18 protein-coding genes are annotated in these 19,785 nt (G+C 71.3%); 7 read left to right on the plus strand and 11 right to left on the minus strand.

The features are described 5' to 3' along the window. Positions 1–19 precede the first annotated feature (19 nt). The 3 genes from D581_RS0134020 to D581_RS0134030 all read right to left on the minus strand — a co-directional run bounded on the left by D581_RS0134020 (position 20) and on the right by D581_RS0134030 (position 1,935). On the minus strand, positions 20–262 hold the full coding sequence (locus D581_RS0134020) for a DUF397 domain-containing protein (RefSeq protein WP_018961587.1): 243 nt from the start codon (positions 260–262) through the stop codon (positions 20–22). Next, positions 259–1,044, minus strand: a complete 786-nt coding sequence (locus D581_RS0134025) for a Scr1 family TA system antitoxin-like transcriptional regulator (RefSeq protein WP_018961588.1) — start codon at positions 1,042–1,044, stop codon at positions 259–261. The genes D581_RS0134020 and D581_RS0134025 overlap by 4 nt, the downstream gene beginning before the upstream one ends. A gap of 156 nt (positions 1,045–1,200) precedes the next feature. Beyond that, on the minus strand, positions 1,201–1,935 hold the full coding sequence (locus tag D581_RS0134030; RefSeq protein WP_018961589.1) for a DUF4232 domain-containing protein: 735 nt from the start codon (positions 1,933–1,935) through the stop codon (positions 1,201–1,203). 269 nt (positions 1,936–2,204) lie between these two features. Between D581_RS0134030 and D581_RS0134035 the strand changes: the two genes are divergently transcribed. Next, entirely contained in the window at positions 2,205–3,641 is a 1,437-nt protein-coding gene (locus tag D581_RS0134035; RefSeq protein ID WP_026291154.1) for a transcriptional regulator, read from the plus strand. Between the two features lie 20 nt (positions 3,642–3,661). On the opposite strand, the gene D581_RS0134040 is transcribed toward D581_RS0134035, so the two are convergent. Further along, complete coding sequence (locus D581_RS0134040) at positions 3,662–4,258, minus strand: flavin reductase family protein (protein WP_018961591.1); 597 nt, start codon at positions 4,256–4,258, stop codon at positions 3,662–3,664. Further along, positions 4,255–5,439, minus strand: a complete 1,185-nt coding sequence (locus D581_RS0134045) for an acyl-CoA dehydrogenase family protein (RefSeq protein ID WP_018961592.1) — start codon at positions 5,437–5,439, stop codon at positions 4,255–4,257. The genes D581_RS0134040 and D581_RS0134045 overlap by 4 nt, the downstream gene beginning before the upstream one ends. Before the next feature lie 286 nt (positions 5,440–5,725). Here D581_RS0134045 and D581_RS0134050 point away from each other — a divergent pair, with 286 nt between their 5' ends. The 4 genes from D581_RS0134050 (at position 5,726) to D581_RS0134065 (ending at position 8,859) form a co-directional block, all read left to right on the plus strand. Further along, entirely contained in the window at positions 5,726–6,535 is an 810-nt protein-coding gene (locus D581_RS0134050; RefSeq protein WP_026291155.1) for a GntR family transcriptional regulator, read from the plus strand. A gap of 159 nt (positions 6,536–6,694) precedes the next feature. Beyond that, positions 6,695–7,903 (plus strand): phospholipase D-like domain-containing protein, encoded by a 1,209-nt coding sequence (locus D581_RS0134055; protein WP_018961594.1) that lies wholly within the window; start codon positions 6,695–6,697, stop codon positions 7,901–7,903. Between the two features lie 129 nt (positions 7,904–8,032). After that, positions 8,033–8,473 carry a hypothetical protein gene (locus tag D581_RS0134060; RefSeq protein WP_018961595.1) on the plus strand — a complete coding sequence of 147 codons (441 nt, stop codon included), beginning with the start codon at positions 8,033–8,035 and terminating at the stop codon, positions 8,471–8,473. Positions 8,474–8,502: 29 nt separating this feature from the next. Next, entirely contained in the window at positions 8,503–8,859 is a 357-nt protein-coding gene (locus D581_RS0134065; RefSeq protein WP_018961596.1) for an antibiotic biosynthesis monooxygenase family protein, read from the plus strand. A gap of 126 nt (positions 8,860–8,985) precedes the next feature. Here D581_RS0134065 and argS read toward each other — a convergent pair whose 3' ends face one another. Next, positions 8,986–10,758, minus strand: a complete 1,773-nt coding sequence (argS, locus tag D581_RS0134070) for an arginine--tRNA ligase (protein WP_018961597.1) — start codon at positions 10,756–10,758, stop codon at positions 8,986–8,988. A 157-nt stretch (positions 10,759–10,915) separates the two neighbouring features. Here argS and lysS point away from each other — a divergent pair, with 157 nt between their 5' ends. After that, entirely contained in the window at positions 10,916–12,688 is a 1,773-nt protein-coding gene (gene lysS / locus D581_RS0134075; RefSeq protein WP_018961598.1) for a lysine--tRNA ligase, read from the plus strand. A gap of 84 nt (positions 12,689–12,772) precedes the next feature. Here lysS and D581_RS0134080 read toward each other — a convergent pair whose 3' ends face one another. From D581_RS0134080 to D581_RS0134090, 3 genes are all read right to left on the minus strand, one after another. After that, on the minus strand, positions 12,773–14,344 hold the full coding sequence (locus tag D581_RS0134080; RefSeq protein WP_018961599.1) for a DUF2637 domain-containing protein: 1,572 nt from the start codon (positions 14,342–14,344) through the stop codon (positions 12,773–12,775). 312 nt (positions 14,345–14,656) lie between these two features. Further along, the gene (locus D581_RS0134085; protein ID WP_018961600.1) at positions 14,657–15,520 is read right to left on the minus strand and encodes a hypothetical protein; all 864 of its coding nucleotides are present in this window, start codon (positions 15,518–15,520) and stop codon (positions 14,657–14,659) included. 192 nt (positions 15,521–15,712) lie between these two features. After that, the gene (locus D581_RS0134090) at positions 15,713–16,624 is read right to left on the minus strand and encodes a hypothetical protein (protein WP_018961601.1); all 912 of its coding nucleotides are present in this window, start codon (positions 16,622–16,624) and stop codon (positions 15,713–15,715) included. A gap of 172 nt (positions 16,625–16,796) precedes the next feature. On the opposite strand from D581_RS0134090, the gene D581_RS0134095 reads away from it, so the two are divergent. Continuing rightward, a complete protein-coding gene (locus D581_RS0134095) occupies positions 16,797–17,990 on the plus strand; it encodes an RtcB family protein (RefSeq protein WP_018961602.1) in 1,194 nt (397 codons plus the stop codon). Between the two features lie 20 nt (positions 17,991–18,010). Here the strand turns inward: D581_RS0134095 and D581_RS0134100 are convergent, their stop codons facing one another. Together D581_RS0134100 and D581_RS0134105 are read right to left on the minus strand one after the other, a co-directional pair. Next, on the minus strand, positions 18,011–18,769 hold the full coding sequence (locus D581_RS0134100) for an SDR family NAD(P)-dependent oxidoreductase (RefSeq protein WP_018961603.1): 759 nt from the start codon (positions 18,767–18,769) through the stop codon (positions 18,011–18,013). A 245-nt stretch (positions 18,770–19,014) separates the two neighbouring features. After that, the gene (locus D581_RS0134105; RefSeq protein ID WP_018961604.1) at positions 19,015–19,749 is read right to left on the minus strand and encodes a Mut7-C RNAse domain-containing protein; all 735 of its coding nucleotides are present in this window, start codon (positions 19,747–19,749) and stop codon (positions 19,015–19,017) included. Positions 19,750–19,785: the final 36 nt, after the last annotated feature.

Consider the following 19,785-nt stretch of genomic DNA (forward strand, 5'->3'; position numbering starts at 1 on the left):
GCCTTACGGCGGTGCGGGGTCAGGCGGTGGCCGCGTAGGCGGCGAACGCCGACCAGGCGGTGGGCGCGACGGTGAACGTCGGGCCCTCGATGTCCTTGGAGTCACGGACGTGGACGGCGGCGGGGTGCGCGGCGATCTCGACGCACTGCCCGCCTTCGTCGCCGCTGTAGCTCGACTTCCGCCAGTCGTAGGCGACTTCGAGGCAGGCGCCGCCTTCGCTGCCGCTGTAGCTCGACTTGAACCAGTTCAGTGCGGTGCTCATGTCTCTCCCAGTAAGCGGGCCAGCAGGCGCAGGGTCTCCACGGGGCTGAGCGCCTGGGCTCGCAGCATCGCATATTTCTGGGCGAGGATGCTGACCTCGTTCCGGTCGGAGATCAGCTGGCTGCCGCGCTGGGTCTCGGTGTACGCGACGTGTTGGTGGTCCGGTGTCTCCAGGAGAGTGAAGGGGCCATTGAGGCCCGCGTGGACCCTGCTGTCGAGCGGGAGCACCTGGAGGCAGACGCCCGGGAGTTGGGCCATCGCGTAGAGGTGGCGGAGCTGTTCCCGGTGGTCCTCGTCCGAGGTCAGTTTCATCATCAGGACCGGTTCCCAGATCACGATGCTGGTGGTCGGCGGCTTCTTCCGGTCCAGGATCTGCTGGCGTTGCAGCCGCGTCGCCGTCTGCGTCTCGATCTCCTCTTGGCTGTAGACCGGAACCTTGTTGCTGAACACCGCCTGCGCGTACGCCTTCGTCTGGAGCAGGCCCGGGATGACCTGGTTGTCGTACCAGGACAGCGCCAGCGCGTCCTGCTCCATGTCGATGTAGTCCTCCGCCCACAACGGGATCAGGTCGACTTCCGGCATGTTGTCGACCGCCGTCGCCAGCGCGCCCTTGGTGTCCAGCAGATCGTCGATCGTCTCCGCCAGATCCGGGACCAGGGAGCGCCTGCCCTGTTCCACGGAGGCGATCGTGTCCTCCTGTACGCCTGCCGCCTGGGCGAGTTCGACCTGGGTCATGCCCGCCTCGATGCGGAAACGGGCCAGCAGCTTGCCCACGAGCTTCATGGTCGACGCGTTCTTACGCTGTCGCTTTCTGGGGTGCATACGGTTCCCACTCCCACCCCGGAACCCACTTCACGCATGCGCGACCCGTACAAGAAATATGTACGGGTCGCGCACAGTTACCGCACGTCAGGCGCTGGCCTGGGCTGCCTCGTCCGCTCAGTACATCAGGGCGGTCTGGACGTCCGACTGCCAGTAGGTGACGAAGCCCAGGCTGTCCGTGTAGGTCTCCGCCGGGAGCTTCAGCGTGGACTCGCCCTTCGGCGCGTTGTTCTTGTCGACCATGATGACGCCGAGGTTGGCGCTCTTGACCGGCTCGTTCTGGCCGGGCTCTCCGAGGAGCGCGACGCCCGCGTACGCCTTCTTGCCGGGGGAGAGCACGACGACCGACTGCGGCTTGCTGTCGTCGTAGACCGGGTACACGGCCTGCGCGTCGTCGAAGCGGAGGAACGGAGCGTGGTACGCGGCGCAGTTGGTGGAGCCGGTGTTGACCACCGTGAGCAGCAGGTGGTTGATCGGGCGGCTCACCGAGGAGACCGTCACCTTGGAGTTGGTGGTCGTGCAGGCCGGGATCGACGCCGCGGCCTTCGCGTTCGGCGCGGCCTCCGGCTTCTTGGCGTTGCTGGCGCCGTTGCCGTTGCCGTTGCCGTTGCCGCCGGCGTGCTTCCCTGCGGCGGGGACGGTCTGCGTGTCGGGTGTGCCGGCCTTCGGTGCGTCCGGCTGCGCCTTGTCGTCGGTGCTGCCGGTGTTCGTCGCCGTGGGCGTCGCCGTCTCGGCGGCGCCGGCTGCCTTGGTCCCCATGGCCTTGTCCTCGCCGCCACAGGCGGTGAGCGAGAGAGCGGCCACGAGGGCGGTGGCGGCGAGGGCGGTGGTGCGGAGGCGGTTGGTGCGCATGGCGGTGGTACTCCCCGTGATCGGTTGGCTTGGTGGTCCGGTTGAACGGCCGGTCCGTGGTCCCGCTGGTCCTGCTTGTTCTTGCTGGATCCCGCTGGTTCCTGCTGGGTTCTGCTGTGGTCTGGTCCGAGCTTGTGGCACGGCGGATTCCGGCCGCAACGCCTGCCGAACCATTGGGGATGCTGGAACGTCTACGCGTACGGTGACCTGCGGGAATTCCGCGTCCCTGGAACGCCGTTCCGGGACGCACGAGGAAGGGGAACGCCGTCGTGGCGACGCCGGAGGCCGTGGAGTTCGCGGCTCTGCTGAAGGATCTGAAGGACCGTTCGGGGCGCAGCTACGGTGTGCTGGCGGGGAAGCTGCACGTCAGCACGTCGACGCTCCACCGGTACTGCAACGGGGACGCCGTGCCGAACGAGTTCGCCCCGGTGGAGCGGTTCGCGCGGGTGTGCGGGGCGTCCGGCGACGAGTTGGTGGAGGTGCACCGGCGGTGGATCGTGGCGGACGCGGCCCGGCGGCGGCCTCCGGCGGGGGCGGCACCGGGGACGGCACCGGGGACGGTCGCAGCCGCCCCTGCCTCTGCCCCTGTGTCTGACCCTGGCCCTGGCCCTGCTTCTGCTTCTGCCTCTGCTGGTGTTCCTGTGGGCGGTGTTGTTCCCGACGCCGTCGAAGTCGCTGAGGTCACGGAAGTCGCCGAGCCGTCCGTCCCGTCCGGTGGCGCTCGGCCGGGGGCGGGCTCCCGGTGGTCCCGGCTCTCCCGGCGTACGCGGGTGCTCATCGCCACCGCCGGGGTCGCCGCGCTCCTCGTGCCCACCACCGTCGTCGCCGCCGACCTCGTCGGGTCGGGGAAGAAGGACGGCGGGAGCGCCGCCGCGGACCGGGTGGAGGACGCGGGCGGAGACCTCGGGCCCGCGCCGGAAGGCTCCGCATCGGCCACGCCCCGGCCCTCCGCGAGCCCGAGTTCGGCCGGTCCTACGGCGAGCGCTTCCGCCTCCCCCTCGGGGCCGCCGTCCGTGAAGCCCTCGGCGGGCTCCGGGCCGGGGCAGTCGGAGGGCGGTAAAGCCGGTGGCGGCAGCGGTACGGGCCTCGGCGCGCCGCCGGCCGTCAGCATCTCCTCGTACAACTGGGACGAACCCTGCGGCCAGCACTACCTGGTGAACCGGGGCCCCGACGAGCTGGACCCGCCGCCCGCGCCGCAGGACCGGCGCGGCTGGGCGGAGTCGTACGGCGGGGTCGACGCCGGGAGCATGCTGCTCCAGCTCACCGTGCAGGGGACCTCGCGGGAGGCGGTGGTCCTCAAGGGCATGCACGTGCGCGTCGTCTCCCGCAAGGCTCCGCTGCCCTGGTCGGCGTATCTGATGGGCAACGGCTGCGGCAGCGGGATCGCGCCCCAGACCTTCGTCTCCCACCTCGACGCCGGTCACCCCACCCTCCGGCCGGTGCCGGGGAGGCAGGGGGACATGGTGGTTCCGGCCGTGGACTTCCCGTACAAGGTGACGTCCGAGGACGTGGAGGTCTTCAACCTCGACATGAAGGCCGTCGGCTACGACGTCAGCTGGTACCTGGAGCTGGAGTGGAGCAGCGGCGGGAAGGAAGGGGTGGTACGGATCGACGACAACGGAAAGCTGTTCCGTACCAGTGGGATGAAGGGGCGGCCGGAGTACGTCTACGGCAACGCGGAGACCGGGTGGGAGCCCGCGTCCTGACGCGCTCTCGGGTCAGGTTTTCACTCCGGGGGCAGGGGGGCGGCTCCGGCGAAGGCGCCGTTGTGGTGGATCAGGGGTACGGCGGCCGAGGGGTCGGAGCGGTCCGGGTCCGAGGCCGCCGGCGGGGCCACGTCCGCCAGCTCGCCCACGATCAGCCAGTGGTCCCCGATGCGCTGCCGCAGTTCCACCCGGGCCACCAGCCAGCCCGCCGCCGAGGGGAACAACGGGGGGCCGAGGCGGTGGGCGGTCCAGCCTGGGGCGTCGAAGCGGTCGGGGCTCCAGCGGGCGAAGGTGCGGGCCAGGGCGGTGTGCCGGGCGCCGAGGAGGTGTACCGCGAAGTGTTCGGCGCGCAGGACGGCGGGGGTGGCGGAGATCTCGGCGTCCAGGAAGAACGAGACCAGCGCCGGTTCCAGGGACACCGACGTGAACGAGGACGCGGTGAAGCCGGCGGGCCCGGGCACGGTGATGACGGTGACGCCGGACGCGTGGCCGCGCAGGGTGCGGCGCAGCAGGGCGGCGGCCTCGGAGCCCTCCGGGGCGGTGGTGTCCACCGTCGTGGCGGTGGTGTTCGCCGTGGCGGGGGAAGCAGCGGTGTCGGTGGTGCCGACCGGGTTCATACGGATGCCTCCCGGGGTGCGGTGACGGCGGCGGACCGGGCTGCCGCATGGGGCGGGCCCCAGCGGCGGAGGTCGAACGCGGGGTGCTGGGCCGCCGCGTTGGCGTCCCGCCAGATCCGCTGGACGGGCGCGGTGTCGTAGATCGCGCCCGCGCCGGACGCCTCGTAGACGGTGTTGACGACCTCTCGGCAGCGCGTCCCGGCGTAGGCGATGTCCCGGCGCATACGGGCCCGCTCCTCCGGACTTCCGCCAGGGGCAGCCGAGTCTGCGAGGGCCGCCAGGTCGGCCAGGAGCAGGGCGCGGGCGGCGTCGACCGTCGCGGTGAGCGCCGGTGCGTCGAGTGCGGAGCAGCGCCCGCCGTTCTCCGCGTGGGCGTCCAGGGCCGCCCGTGCCGTGCCGAGGAGGACTCCGGCGAGGGCCACTGTGCCGATGGCGGCGAACGCCATCCGGTACGGGGCGGCCTCCGGGCGGCCGTGGGGCGAGGCGCTGACCGGGTCGAGTGCGCTCAGGGGCAGGGCGCGGTGTTCCGGGACGAGGAGTTCGGAGGTGGTGAAGGAGCGGCTGCCCGTACCGCGCAGTCCGTCGGTGTGCCAGTCGTCGATGCCCTCGGTGCCCCGGCGGGGGAGGAGCACGACGTGCGGTTCCGGTTCGCCTCCGGGCAGGGCCGGGGCGCTCACCCCGGCGAAGATCCACTCGGCGTGGTCGATGCCGGAGCAGAAGCGCCCGCGCGCGCCGGGCAGCAGGAGGCCGTCGGCGACCCGCTCGGCGGGCGGGCCGTCGAGCCGCAGTTGGAGGGCGACGCGGGTGGAGGGCGTGGCGAAGACCTCCTGGCGAGCCCGGACGGACATCTGGGCGACGGCCCAGGTGTTGCCGCCCAGCACCGCGCGCACCCAGCCCGCCGACGCGCAGCCCCTGGACAGCTCCTCCGTGACCAGGAGCGCGGTGTCGAAACCGAGTCCGCTGCCGCCCCAGGCCCGGGGGGTCAGGATGTCGAAGAGGTGCGCCTCGTCCAGGAGCCGGACGGCCTCGCCGGGGAGGGTACGCAGTCGGTCGGCCTCGGGGGCGTGATCCCTCAGGCGGGGGGCCAGCGCGCGGGCGGCGGCGACGGCCTCTTCGTGGGTCAGCGGCGGGCGGTGGCCGCCGGACGGTGCGGAAGGGGGCGGAGCGGTGGTGGCGGTCATGCGGCACCTGCTTCGGTTGCTTCGGTCGGTGGGGAGGAGCTCCCTAAAGTTAGGGTAACCATAGTTAGATTGGATCCGATATGAAGGTGCACGTCAAGAGGCCGGGGGTGGACACCGTGTGAGCGCGCCCGGAAGACGTCGGAGCGACGCCGGGACGAGGGCGGGACCGCGTCGGGACGAGGGCGGGACCGCGTCGGGACGAGGGCGGGACCGCGTCGGGACGAGGGCGGGACCGCGTCGGGACGAGGGCGGGACCGCGTCGGGCCCGTACCGGATACTGAGGACCATGCCGCCTAGCCGTCCCGCCCGTCCCCACGTGGCCGCCACGCTGGAGAAACGCGTCTTCGACCTGCTCAACGCGGAGATCCTCGACCTGCGCCTGGGCCCCGGCGAGCACATCGTCACCGAGGCCGTGGCGGAGGCGCTCGGGGTCTCGCGGCTGCCGGTGCGCGAGGCCCTGCGCAGCCTGGCGGGGCGTGGCCTGGTCGAGATGCACGCGCACCGGGGGGCGTTCATCCCCCGTCTCGGGCCGGAAGACCTCGACCGGATCGTCGAGACCGTGGAAGCGCGGGCCAGGCTGGAGCCATGGGCCGCCGAGCGCGCCGCCCGCTTCCACGACGCGGACCAACTGGCGGCGCTGGACCGGGCCCTGGAGCTCGGCTTCGACGCGCTGGGAAGTGGCGCGCGGCCGGAGGCCAACCGGGCGCACCGCGAGTTCCTGCGCGTCCTGACCCTGATGTCGGGTCACGCGACGCTGATCGAGGTGCTGGAGCCGCTCCAGTACCGGACCATGCTGGCGTTCGTGTCCATCGTGGTCACGGTGGAGCCCGAGGGCTGGGCCTCCCACCGGGTTGTCCGCGATGCGGTGGCGGACCGCGACGGGGCCGCCGCGTCAGCCGAGACGGGCCGCCACCTGGCCGAAGTACTGGAAGCCCTGCGGCGCCCCGGCAACGTGGTGCCCTCCCCCATGGACCGGCGGGCCGGCGGGCGCAAGGGAGGCCGCCGCCCCGCGAGCCACCGGATCAAGGCGCTGCGGCTCGGAGAACGGGACGCGGACGACGGCGGGGCCCCGCCCCGGCCCGTGCCCGGCCGATAGCCAACGGCACCCGGCCGGACGGGCCGCACGTGGCGGGCGGCGGCCACCCGCGGACGCGAGGCGGATTCCGTCTGCATGCGCACAGGAGTACAGTCGCCGGGCCCGCCGCGGTGCGCCCGTCCACCGCTCCTTCCTCCTCCTCGCCATGCCAGGTGACCCATGCCCGCGACCGCCGAAGCCCCCGACCCCATGGCCCTGGACCTCCGCACCTGCGAGGAGCGGTCCCTGCGGCTCCGACGCAGGCTGGAGCGGCTGATCGGCATCGCCGCCACCGAGGGCAACGCCCTCCTCCCGCTCCGCAACGGCGACGAGATCTTCGGCGCGATGCTGGAGGCCATCCGGGGCGCGGAGCACACCGTCGACCTGATGACGTTCGTCTACTGGCGCGGTGACATCGCTCTCCGGTTCGCCGAGGCGCTGGCCGAGCGGGCCCGGGCCGGGGTCCGGGTGCGGCTCATGCTCGACGGGTTCGGCTGCCGGCTCATCGAGAAGGACCAGCTGGCGCTGATGGACGCGGCCGGGGTCACCGTGACCTGGTTCCGCAAGCCGCTGCATCTCTCACCGCTGAAGCAGAACCACCGCTGCCACCGCAAGGTCCTCGTCGTCGACGAGCGCACCGCGTTCACCGGGGGCGTCGGGATAGCCGAGGAATGGTGCGGCGACGCCCGCAACGAGCACGAGTGGCGCGACACCCACGTCAAGGTCACCGGCCCCGCCGTCGACGGCCTGGCCGCCGCGTTCGCCCAGAACTGGGCCGAGTGCCACGAGGAGCTCTTCGACGAGCGGGACCGGTTCGTCGTGAGCGAGCGCCACGGGGACGCCGTCGTCCAGGTCGTACGGGGTTCCGCGTCCTTCGGCTGGCAGGACATGCAGACCCTGATCCGGGTCGTCCTGGAGTCCGCCGAGGAACGCGTCCGCCTCACCACCGCCTACTTCGCCCCCGACGCCTACTTCACCGGGCTCCTCTGCGACGCCGCCCGGCGCGGGGTGGAGGTCGAAATCCTGCTGCCGGGACCGCACACCGACAAGCGGGTCTGCCAGCTCGCCGGCCAGCGCTTCTACGAGGAGCTGACCGCCTGCGGCGTGAAGATCCACCAGTACCAGCCGACGATGCTGCACGCCAAGACCCTCACCGTGGACCGGATCGCGAGCCTCATCGGCTCCACCAACTTCAACCGGCGCTCGCTCGACCACGACGAGGAGGTCATGCTCGCCGTCCTCGACCGGGACTTCACCGCCACCCTCGACGGCCACTTCGACGAGGACCGGGAGAAGAGCGTGCTGATCGAGCGCGGCCGGTGGAAGCGCCGCGACCTCCTCCAGCGGGCCCGGGAAGCAGCCGTACTGCCCATCCGCCGCTTCCTCTGAGGCCCGGCCTGCTCCTGGGGTGCGGGCGTGGCTCCCGCTGAGGCCGGCCGGCCCCCGGAGGCGTGCGCGCGCGCTCGCCGGGGCAGGCGGGGAGGACGACCGTCGTCCGCCATGTGAAGGGAAGGGCCCATGAGCGCCACCGCCGACACCTCACCGGCACCGTCCGCCACGGTGATCACCGAACCCCTGCCCGACCTTCAGCTCCAGCTGCTCATCCAGCTCCTCGACGAGGACCCCCGCTCCAGCCTGCCCCTCACCCTGACCCACCCCGGCGGCCTGCTGCACGGGGACGTCATCGGGCACGAGCAGTGGAAGGCGGAATGGGCCAGGAGCCTGCGCCAGGTCGAGGGCGAGGGGGCCAACCTGCTCGCCGAGTTCCCCGAGACGGTCGACCAGGGCGTACGGGAACTGCGCGCGGAGGAGGACGAGGCGGGGGCGTCCCGGCTGCCCCGCTGGATCCACCTGCGGGACGTCACCCTCGTCTCCGGTGCGATGACCCCCGTCTCACTGCCGCTGTGGCGCGGACGCCTCGCCGACGTGTCGGGATGGGCGCTGGGTCGGCCGCAGTAGGGCGGTCGGCCCACTCCTAGAGTTGCGGCATGACCGCAGAGAACGGTTTGGCCGCCGACACCTCGGACTCGCCCGTCACCTTCATCAACGTCTTCGAGATCTCCGCCGACGAACTCGACGCGTTCGTCGAGAAGTGGGAGGAGCGGGCCCGCCTCATGCGGGAGAAGCCGGGCTTCATCGACTCGCGGATACACCGGGCCCGCTCCTCGGACTCCCGCTTCCAGCTCGTCAACGTCTCCCACTGGGAGAGCCAGGAGGTGTGGGAGGCCGCCACCGCCGACCCCGACTTCGCCTCCCGCACCCGGGCCGCGCGCGAGCAGACCGCGCGGCCGGTCACACCGAACCCGGCGGTCTACGACGTCGTCGTGGAACTCACCGCTCCCTGACCCGGACGGACCTACGCGCCCCGGCCCCGGCACCTTTGACGGTGACTGGGCGGACGGACTTACGCGCGTCGGCCCCGGCACCTGTGACGGTGACCGGGGCCGACGTACGTACAGCCGGGTGCGGGATCAGAGCCGCTCGGGCGTCCGGATGCCCAGCAGCGCCATCCCCTGGTGCAGGGTCCGGGCGGTCAGCTCGACCAGGAAGAGCCGGTTCTCGACGACCTCCGGGGCGTTGTCCGGGCTGAGTACCTGGCACTGGTCGTAGAACGTGGTCAGGTGGGACGCCAGCTGGTAGAGATACGCGGCCAGCTTGTGCGGCTCGTAGCCCGCGCCGACCTCGGCGAGGACCTCGCCGAACTGGTCCAGGTGCAGACCGAGCGCCCGCTCCGCCGGGGCCAGCTCCAGCTCCGGGTGGGCGGCCGGGACCGCGTCGCCCGCCTTGCGCAGGATCGACTGGATGCGGGCGTACGCGTACTGGAGGTACACCGACGTGTCGCCGTGCAGCGCCACCATCTGGTCCAGGTCGAACTTGTAGTCCCGTACGGCGGAGGTCGACAGGTCCGCGTACTTCACGGCCCCGATGCCGACGTACCGGCCGTTCTCGACGATCTCGTCCTCGGACAGGCCCACCTTGTCGGCCTTGTCCCGGACGACCGCCGTGGCCCGCGTGACCGCCTCGTCGAGGAGGTCCTCCAGCCGGACCGTCTCGCCCTCACGGGTCTTGAACGGCTTGCCGTCCTTGCCGAGGACCGTGCCGAACGCGAGCTGCACGGCCTTGACGTCCTCGTTCAGCCAGCCGGCCCGGCGGGCCGTCTCGAAGACCATCTTGAAGTGCAGCGACTGCCGCGCGTCCACCACGTACACCAAGGTGTCCGCCTTGAGGTCCCGCACCCGGTTCCGGATCGCGGAGAGGTCGGTCGCCGCGTAGCCGTAGCCGCCGTTCGTCTTCTTCACGATGAGCGGGACCTTGTTGCCGTCCGGGCCCTTCACGTCGTCGAAGAACACGCACAGCGCACCCTCGGAGCGGACGGCGACGCCCGTCTCCTCCAGGATCCGGCAGGTCTCCTCCAGCATGTCGTTGTAGCCGGACTCACCGACGATGTCCGGGTCGTCGATCACCATGTCGAGCTTGTCGAACACCGAGTGGAAGTAGATCTTCGACTCGTCGACGAAGCGGTGCCACAGCTCCAGCGTCTCGGGGTCCCCGGCCTGGAGGGCCACCACCCGGTCCCGGGACCGGGCCTTGAACTCCTCGTCGGAGTCGAACAGGACCCGCGACTCCTTGTAGACCCGGTTCAGCGTCGACATCGCCGCCTCGCCGTCGCTCGCGCCGCCCTCGTGCTTCAGCGCGTCCGGGTGCTCGATCAGATACTGGATGAGCATGCCGAACTGGGTGCCCCAGTCGCCGATGTGGTGCCGCCGGACGACCTTCTCGCCGGTGAACTCCAGGATCCTGACCACGGCGTCGCCGATGACTGCCGACCGCAGGTGGCCGACGTGCATCTCCTTGGCCACGTTCGGCTGGGCGTAGTCGATGACCGTCGTGCCGGCGTCGTCCTTCAGCGGCACGCCGAGCCGGCCCTCGCCGTCCGCCGCCCGGGCGGCCAGCGTCTCGACGATCGCCCGGTCGGTGAGCGTGACGTTGAGGAAGCCGGGCCCGGACACCTCGATGTCCTTGATCAGCCCGCCCGCCGGGAGGGCGGCCGTGACCTGGGCGGCCAGCTCCCGCGGATTGCCCTTGAGCTTCTTGGCGAGCGCCAGGATGCCGTTGGCCTGGAAGTCGGCCCGGTCGCTACGTCGCAGCAGCGGGTCCGCGGCGCCGGCATCCGGCAGAGCTGCCGTCAGGGCGTCCGCCAGCTGCTGCTGGAGCGTGGAAGCGAGGGAAGGGACCGAGGCCATGTCTGGCTGCCGTTTCCGTAGGGGGTACGAGGGGTTCTCTTGGGTGTCCAAGGGATCTCTCCAGTATCCCACGGGGCGTAAAGCCGTTTTCGCGCTGCTGGGTGTAGCTGGGAGAATGGTCCGTACCCCATCGGGAAACGACAGACGAGAGAAGGACGTGCCGACCGTGGCCGAGAGTCAGACCAGCACCGAGACCGACTGGGTCTCCCGCTTCGCGGACGATGTCATCGCCGAATCGGAGCGTCGTGCGCCTGGCAAACCGGTCGTCGTCGCCTCCGGCCTGTCCCCGTCGGGCCCGATCCACCTCGGCAACCTCCGCGAGGTCATGACCCCGCACCTGGTCGCCGACGAGGTCCGCCGCCGCGGGCACACCGTGCGCCACCTGATCTCCTGGGACGACTACGACCGCTACCGCAAGGTCCCGGAGGGCATCCCCGGAGTCGACACGGCGACCTGGGGCGAGCACATCGGCAAGCCGCTGACCTCGGTGCCCGCTCCGCCCGGCTCCGCGTACCCGAACTGGGCCGAGCACTTCAAGGCCGCCATGACGCAGGCCCTGGACGAGCTGGGCGTCGAGTACGACGGCATCAGCCAGACGGAGCAGTACACCGCCGGGACCTACCGCGAGCAGATCCTGCACGCGATGAAGCACCGCGCCGACATCGACGCCGTACTGGACCGCTACCGGACGAAGAAGGACCCGGCCGGCGGCCTTCAGGGCAAGGGCGGCAAGAAGCCGCAGCAGCAGAAGAAGGTCGACGAGGCCGAGCTGGAGGCCGCCGAGGGCTCCGGCGCCGCCGACGAGGACGACGGCAGCGGCAACACCGCCGGCTACTTCCCGTACAAGCCCTACTGCGGCAACTGCGAGAAGGACCTCACCGTCGTCACCTCCTACGACGACGACACCACCGAGCTGAACTACACCTGCTCGGCGTGCGGCTTCGCCGAGACGGTCCGCCTCAACGAGTTCAACCGCGGCAAGCTCGTCTGGAAGGTCGACTGGCCGATGCGCTGGGCGTACGAGGGCGTGATCTTCGAGCCCAGCGGCGTCGACCACTCCTCACCCGGCTCCTCCTTCGTCGTCGGCGGCCAGATCGTCCGCGAGGTCTTCGACGGCGTTCAGCCCATCGGGCCCATGTACGCCTTCGTCGGCATCTCCGGCATGGCCAAGATGTCCTCCAGCAAGGGCGGGGTGCCCACCCCGGCCGACGCGCTGAAGATCATGGAAGCGCCGCTGCTGCGCTGGCTCTACGCCCGCCGCAGGCCCAACCAGTCGTTCAAGATCGCCTTCGACCAGGAGATCCAGCGGCTGTACGACGAGTGGGACGCGCTGGGCCGCAAGGTCGCCGACGGCACGGTGCTGCCCGCCGACGCCGCCGCGTACTCCCGTGCCGTCCGCACGGCGGCCGGGGAGCTCCCGAGCACCCCGCACCCGCTGCCGTACCGGACGCTCGCCTCGGTCGCCGACATCACCGCCGGCGCCGAGGACCAGACGCTGCGCATCCTCAGCGAGCTGGACCCGGCCAACCCGCTGACCTCGCTGGACGAGGCCCGCCCGCGCCTCGACCGCGCCGAGAACTGGATCACCACCCAGGTCCCGGCCGAGGCCCGCACCATCGTCCGGGACGAGCCCGACAAGGAGTTGCTCGGCTCGCTCGACGACCAGGGCCGCGAGTCGCTGCGCCTCCTCCTGGAGGGGCTCGACACGCACTGGTCGCTGGACGGGCTCACCGCGCTCGTCTACGGCGTGCCGAAGGTGCTGGCGGGCCTGGAGCCGGACGCCAAGCCGACGCCCGAGCTGAAGGCCGCCCAGCGGTCCTTCTTCGCGCTGCTCTACCGGCTGCTCGTCAGCCGCGACACGGGGCCCCGCCTGCCCACGCTGCTGCTCGCGGTGGGGGCGGACCGGGTGCGCAGGCTGCTGGGCGCGTAGCGCCGCCGCGGTACGGACGACAGGGGCCGCCGGCCGGGAATCCCTCCCGGGCGGCGGCCCTTCGCCGTGCCGCGTGCCCGTACGTCAGGTGCTCCGGGCGGCCGGCGTGCGCTGGGTGTAGAGGTTCCTGAACTTCGGCATGAGGTCCTGGAGCAGCTCCGCGGAGCGCGGGTGGTGCACGTCGCGCTTGTCGGCCAGGGTGATGTCGAGGGCCGCGAGGGTCGGGTACTGGCCCTCCTGATCGGTCAACGCGGTGTACTCCTCGAACGCCCGGTTGGCGAAGTCCTCGTCCTCCTGGGACCAGGGCTCCAACTGCGGTGCCTCTTCGGGGACGGCGGACGGCTCCTCGTCGGCGGCCTGCTGGACTCGCTGGGGCTGCTGCTGGGGCTGCTGGGCCTGTTGAGTCTGTTGCGTCTGGTGTACGGGTTCCGGGGCCGCGTGGAAGTCTTCGTCGAGGTCGTCACGGCGGGGGTGCGGGACCGCGCCGATCGTGCCGACGTCACCGAGGGGCCGGGTGCGGCCGGGACCCAGGGGGACAGCGGCCGGAGTGGGCTCCAGGCCCTCGGCGTGCTGCGGGTCGTACGCGCTGGCGTGCGGCGTGCTCTCCGGAAGCTTCTGGGCGGCGAACCAGGGGCTGTCGTGGGTGGGCGGGACCGGCGAGGGCTCCATGGCCTGGGGCTGGGGCAGGCCCTGCTGCTCGGGGTGCGGGGCCTGCTGCTCGGGGTGCGGGGCCTGCTGGAGGTACTGGGTCTGCTGGGTCTGCTGTTGGCTCCGCTGGTGCTGCTGGGGCGCCTGCTTCTCGAGTGACATCGGGCGCTGTTGCTGTTGTTGCTGTTGTTGCTGCGGGTGCTGCGGGTGCTGCGGGTGCTGCTGTGCCTGCTCCTGCCCCGGCTCGCGCTGGGGCTCGTACGGCAGCTCCGGCAGCTCCGCCTTCGGGCGGGACGCCTCGACCGGTGGCAGCAGGGCCGGTTCGATGCCGGCGGCGGCGAGCCCGGCCGGGGCGGTCTCGGCGAGCGGCACGCCGTACTTCGCGAGGCGCAGCGGCATCATCGACTCGACCGGGGCCTTGCGCCGCCAGTTGCGGCCGAAGCGGGCCTGGAGCCGGGCCTGGTAGATCAGCCGGTCCTGTTCGAGCTTGATGACCTGTTCGTAACTGCGCAGCTCCCACAGCTTCATCCGCCGCCACAGCTTGAACGTCGGGATCGGCGAGAGCAGCCAGCGGGTGAGCCGGACACCCTCCATGTGCTTGTCGGCCGTGATGTCCGCGATCCGGCCCACCGCGTGCCGGGCGGCCTCGACGGAGACGACGAACAGCACCGGGATCACCGCGTGCATCGCGGTGCCGAGCGGATCCGGCCAGGAGGCCGCGCCGTTGAACGCGATCGTCGCGGCGGTCAGCAGCCACGCCGTCTGGCGCAGCAGCGGGAACGGGATCCGCATCCAGGTCAGCAGGAGGTCCAGGGCCAGCAGGACGCAGATGCCCGCGTCGATGCCGATGGGGAAGACCACCGCGAACTCGCCGAAGCCCTTGTCCTCCGCGAGTTCGCGCACGGCGGCGTAGGAACCCGCGAAACCGATCGCGGCGATGAGCACCGCACCGGCGACGACGATCCCGATGAGTATGCGGTGCGTGCGTGTCAGCTGCATCGCGGCCACGCGCGATCACCTCCCCGACCTCTGTACCCGAATCCGGCCGGTGCGCCCGGCATTGATTTTCGGCCAGGCTCCAGACGCCCGGCGAGGGGACAGCCTGGCACATGTGTGCGAGTTTCGTTACGCGGGGGAGGAGTTGTGGGGCTGTTCCCGGGCCCGGCGGGAGCTTCCGTGCGGGCTTCGGCGCTGCCTCGGCGGGCATTTCGGGTGAGGTTTCGGGCGGAGCTTCGGGCGGGGCTTCGGGCGGGGCTCGCCCGAATGGCGAGAACCGGCCCTCGGGGAGGGCCGGTTCTCGGGAAAGCGCGCGGGAAGCCGTCAGTTCGTCTTCGTCTTCGGCTTGGTCTTCGACTTGGGGCTGTCGCTGTCGCTGTCGCTGTCGGTGCCGCTGCCCTTGGCCGTGTCCTTCTTGACGTCCTTCTTGCTGTCGTCGGAGCCGCCCTTCACCGGGGGAGTGACCTTGGCGTCCTCGGTGTCGGCGACGGCGGCGACCGCTTCCTTCGCCGCGTTATGGGCGCCCTTGACGATGCTCGCGGACGAGGGCGTCTTCGCACCCGCGTAACCCGCGCCGTTGTACGTCAGGGTGACGACGACATTGCCCGTGCGCGCCACGACGGTGGCGTACGCGAAGTCCTCGTCCGTCTTGCTGAGGCCGTAGGTGACGGTCGTGGCCTCCTCGCCGATGCCCGGGGTGGGCTCGGCGGCGACCTTCTCGGCGCCCTCCGAGGCCTTCGCCTTGGTGACCTGCTTCGTGTACTCGGCGGTGGCGCGCTTGGCGCCGCTGCCCAGCGACTGGTCCGAGTCGAAGCGGGTGAAGCCGACGTCCAGCCAGCGGTACTGCGAGCCGTCGACGCCCTTGTCGTCCAGGCCGTTCCAGGAGCAACTGCTGCGGGCCGCCAGGTCGTTGGACCGGCCGGCCGTGCCGTTCTCCTTCTTGGCCTCGGGCACCAGGTCCTTGATCGTCTTCTTGGCGACCGCAGTGCACGGGTCGGGCAGGTCGTCGAACCTCGCCGCTTCGACGGTGGGCTCCGTGGGCTTGGCGCTGGGGGTGCCGGACGACGAGGAGCCCGCGTTCTTCTTGCCGTCGGAGTCGGAGTCCGACGAGCAGCCGACGGCTACGAGCATCACCGGAACGGCGGCGCAGGCGAGGATGCGGGACAGGCGCGGGGCTGATCGGTGCATGGTTCCTTCACTCGGATGGCACGGAGCTCTCGGTGCTGGAGGTCTCGGTTCGTGCGGTGTACGGGTGGGCTCGGTAGCGGGGCGGTACGTCTTCCGGACAGCCACGGTACGACGGCCGGCGGTCGGCCCGTGCCGCCGTCGAGGGCCCCCGGAGAGCGGAATCCGGCCGGTGGGGGCCCGTCGGGCGGGGGTCTATTCGCTGAGCGTCTCGGCCAGCTTCCGGGCCAGTGCCTGGGCCTTCTCCTGGAGTTCCCTGCTGTCGGACACCTGGGTGACGAGGGCCGGCTGCTCGGCGTACCGGACGGTCACGACCACGTTCGATGTGCGGAATACCACGCTCACCGTGCGGTGCTGTGCGGTGGAACCTGCCCGAGTGGGCAGATCGTGCAGAAATGCGGCATCCCCGAGGTTGTCGAGGACGCGCGAGGGGAGGGCCTCCTCGGTGCCGGTGCCGGTGCTGCCGTTGTCGCCCCCGCCGTCGCCTCCGGAGGGCGAGGAGGAGGGCGAGGGGTCTGCCGCACCGTCCGCCGATCCGTCCGCCGATCCGTCCGCCGAGGCCGTGGCGTCCGTCGCCGCGCCCTCCGGCTTGTCCGTGTCGGCGCCCTTGCCCTTGTCCTTCCCCTGCTCGCCCGGAGCCCCGCTGTTCTTCTCCGCGTCCGGCCCGGGGGTCGCCGACGACGACAGGCCGGCGGCCTTCTCCTTCTTCGCGTACACCGTGTCGGCGCGGTCGTCGTCGCTGACCGCGGGGTCGTAGGAGACGACCCGCTCGAAGTCGATGGAGAGGCTCCGGCTGGCGTTCGGCGCGTCGGACTTCCAGCTGCAGCCGACCTTGCGGTCGGTGTCGTAGGTGACGGACGCCGACCCCCGGAACACCTTCTCCTGCTGGTCCCCGGGCAGTTCCGCGGCGCCGGGCAGCAGGTCCTTGAGCATGCCGCGCGGCACGGCACGGCAGGGGGCGGGCAGGGTCTCGTACTTGCCCGGGGGCGCGGGGGTGACCGTCGGGCTGCCCGCCTTGCTGTCGGCGCCGTTCGCGTTGCTGTCGGAGCCGGCGCTGCAGCCGACGACGAGCGCTGCCAGAAGCGCGACGCCGGGTACGTACGCCATGTCTCGCACCGTCCCAGGCTCCCTTCGGTACGGAAAACGGGTTGCCGCTCGAAGGCGGCCGATGGACACAATGTGTATCGCACGCGCCGCTGTGAATGCCGGTCGGCCGACAGGTTTGCCGATCTTGGTACCGGTTTTGCGCTTTCAGTCTTTTCGGGGGAATCGAGGAGTTATGTCGTACGTAGAGGTGCCGGGAGCGAAGGTCCCGATCCGGATGTGGGCGGACCCCGCGTCGGTCGAGGACGGGGCGATGCAGCAGCTGCGCAACGTCTCCACGCTGCCGTGGATCAGAGGTCTCGCCGTCATGCCGGACGTCCACTTCGGCAAGGGGGCGACGGTCGGCTCGGTGATCGCGATGCAGGGCGCGGTGTGCCCGGCCGCGGTCGGGGTGGACATCGGCTGCGGAATGTCCGCCGTCAAGACGTCCCTCACCGCGAACGACCTTCCCGGTGACCTGTCACGGCTGCGCTCCAAGATCGAGCAGGCCATTCCGGTCGGCCGGGGGATGCACGGTGACGCGGTGGACCCGGGGAAGCTGTACGGGTTCTCGACGGCGGGATGGGACGACTTCTGGGGGCGGTTCGGGGGGATCGCCGATGCGGTCAAATTCCGCCAGGAACGCGCCACGAAGCAGATGGGAACACTTGGCTCGGGAAATCATATGATCGAGTTCTGCCTCGACAGTGAGGGTGCGGTGTGGCTGATGCTGCACTCGGGCTCCCGCAACATCGGCAAGGAACTCGCCGAGCACCACATCGGCATCGCGCAGAAGCTTCCGCACAACCAGAGCCTTGTCGACCGGGACCTGGCCGTCTTCATCTCGGAGACTCCGCAGATGGCCGCCTACCGGAACGATCTGTACTGGGCGCAGGAGTACGCCAAGTACAACCGCGCGATCATGATGGCGCTCTTCAAGGACGTGGTCCGCAAGGAGTTCAAGAAGGCGAAGCCGGTCTTCGAGCAGGAGATCTCCTGCCACCACAACTACGTGGCGGAGGAGCGGTACGACGGAGCGGACCTGCTGGTCACCCGCAAGGGAGCGATCCGCGCCGGCTCCGGGGAGTACGGGATCATTCCCGGCTCGATGGGCACCAGTTCGTACATCGTGAAGGGTCTCGGCAACGAGAAGGCGTTCAACTCGGCCTCCCACGGAGCCGGTCGACGGATGAGCCGGAACGCGGCCAAGCGTCGCTTCACGGTGCGTGACCTGGAGGAGCAGACGCGCGGTGTGGAGTGCCGCAAGGACTCCGGCGTTCTCGACGAGATCCCGGCCGCGTACAAGCCCATCGAGCAGGTCATGGAGCAGCAGCGGGATCTGGTCGAGGTCGTCGCGAAGCTCAAGCAGGTCATTTGCATCAAGGGCTGAGGTGAGGGGGTGAGCCGGGCTCAACCGGTGCGGTGGACCTTCGTGTTGGAGGCCTGGGCGCGGGGGCGGACCACCAGGAGGTCGATGTTGACGTGGCTGGGGCGGGTGACGGCCCAGCCGATCGTGTCGGCCACATCCTCGGCGGTCAACGGGGCGTCGACGCCCGCGTAGACCTTGGCGGCCTTCTCGGTGTCGCCGCGGAAACGGGTGGTGGCGAACTCCTCGGTCCTGACCATGCCGGGGGCCACCTCGATGACGCGGACCGGGGTACCGACGATCTCCAGCCGCAGGGTCTCGGCCAGGACGTGTTCGCCGTGCTTGGCCGCCACGTAGCCGCCGCCGCCCTCGTACGCGGAGAGCGCCGCGGTGGAGGAGAGGATCACGATCGTGCCGTCGCCGCTCGCGGTGAGGGCGGGCAGCAGGGCCTGGGTGACGTTGAGGGTGCCGATCACGTTGGTCTCGTACATCTGCCGCCAGTCGGCGGGATCGCCGGTCGCGACGGGGTCGGCCCCGAGCGCCCCGCCCGCGTTGTTGACGAGGACGGCGAGGGAGCGGAACGCGGTGGCGAACTCGTCGACGGCCGCGCGGTCGGTGACGTCCAGGGGGTAGGCCGTCGCCTGGTGACCGGCTTCGGTGATCTCGGCGGCCAGTGCCTCGATGCGGTCCTTGCGGCGGGCGGTCAGCACGACCCGGAAGCCGGCGGCGGCCAGCGTACGGGCGGTCGCGGCGCCGATGCCGCTGCTCGCGCCGGTGATGACGGCGATGGGGGTGGCGGCCATGGCGATCTCCTCGGACTGCTGATCGGGTACGGGGAGAAGGATAGGCAGGCGGCGCGGGGCGCCCCGCCCGCGGGAGACCACGACCGGGGACCGCGCCGGACCGCGCCGGATCTGCGGCTCGATCGACGGGGGCCCGCGCCGGACCTACCGGGAGCCGCGCCGGACCGGCGCCGGATCTGCGGCTCGACCTACCGGGACCGCGCCGGATCTGCGGCTCGACCCCGCCATGGCCCGAACCGCGGCCCTCAGGCCGGCGCGGCCCCGAATTCGGCTATCGCCTCGGACACGATCGTCTCCAGGTGGCCGTGATGGGCGCCGCGCCAGTACACCCGGGAGCACCCCGTGCACTGGGCGAACACGTCGTACGCCTCCTGGGTGCCGTGTTCGAGGAGTCCGCTCACGGTGTCCTTCGCGGCCCCGGCCAGGGTGCCGTTGCACGCGGTGCAGCGGGTCCACGGGGCCAGGGCCGGGGCGAACCGGCCGAGGACGTCGCGGAGCTGCTCCGGGGGGCGGTCGCTGTAGACGTACGCCCCCGACCAGATCTCGCGGCGGCGCAGCAGCCCGCGGTCCCGGGAGAGCAGGACGCGCCGCTCCCGTGCGGAGAGGGCGGCCAGGGCGGGGTCGCCGATGTCCTCGCTCTCGTACGCCGCGTCGACGCCCAGGAGCCGCAGGCGGCGGGCCAGCGTCCCGAGATGGACGTCGAGGAGGAAGCGCAGGGGAGCGCCGGGGACCCGCTGGGGGCGTTCCACGGCGCGTACGTCCACGTGCTCGCCGGGGCCGGGCACATGCGAGCGGGCCACCGGGGAGCCGTTCACCAGCAGTGTTCCGGCCTCGGTGAGCGGCACGCCGAGGGACTCGATGACATGGCCGAGGGTCGAGGAGCCGTCCGTGACGAGGGGCGTGGGCCCGCCGCGACGGTCGTGCGAGACGAAGAGTCGCAGCTCAGGGGCTACTTCGAGGGTGATCTCGGGTCCGTTCACCCGGTCAGGATGCCACCGGGACGGGACGGGCTGCCA

It is taken from the genome of Streptomyces sp. CNB091, assembly GCF_000377965.1.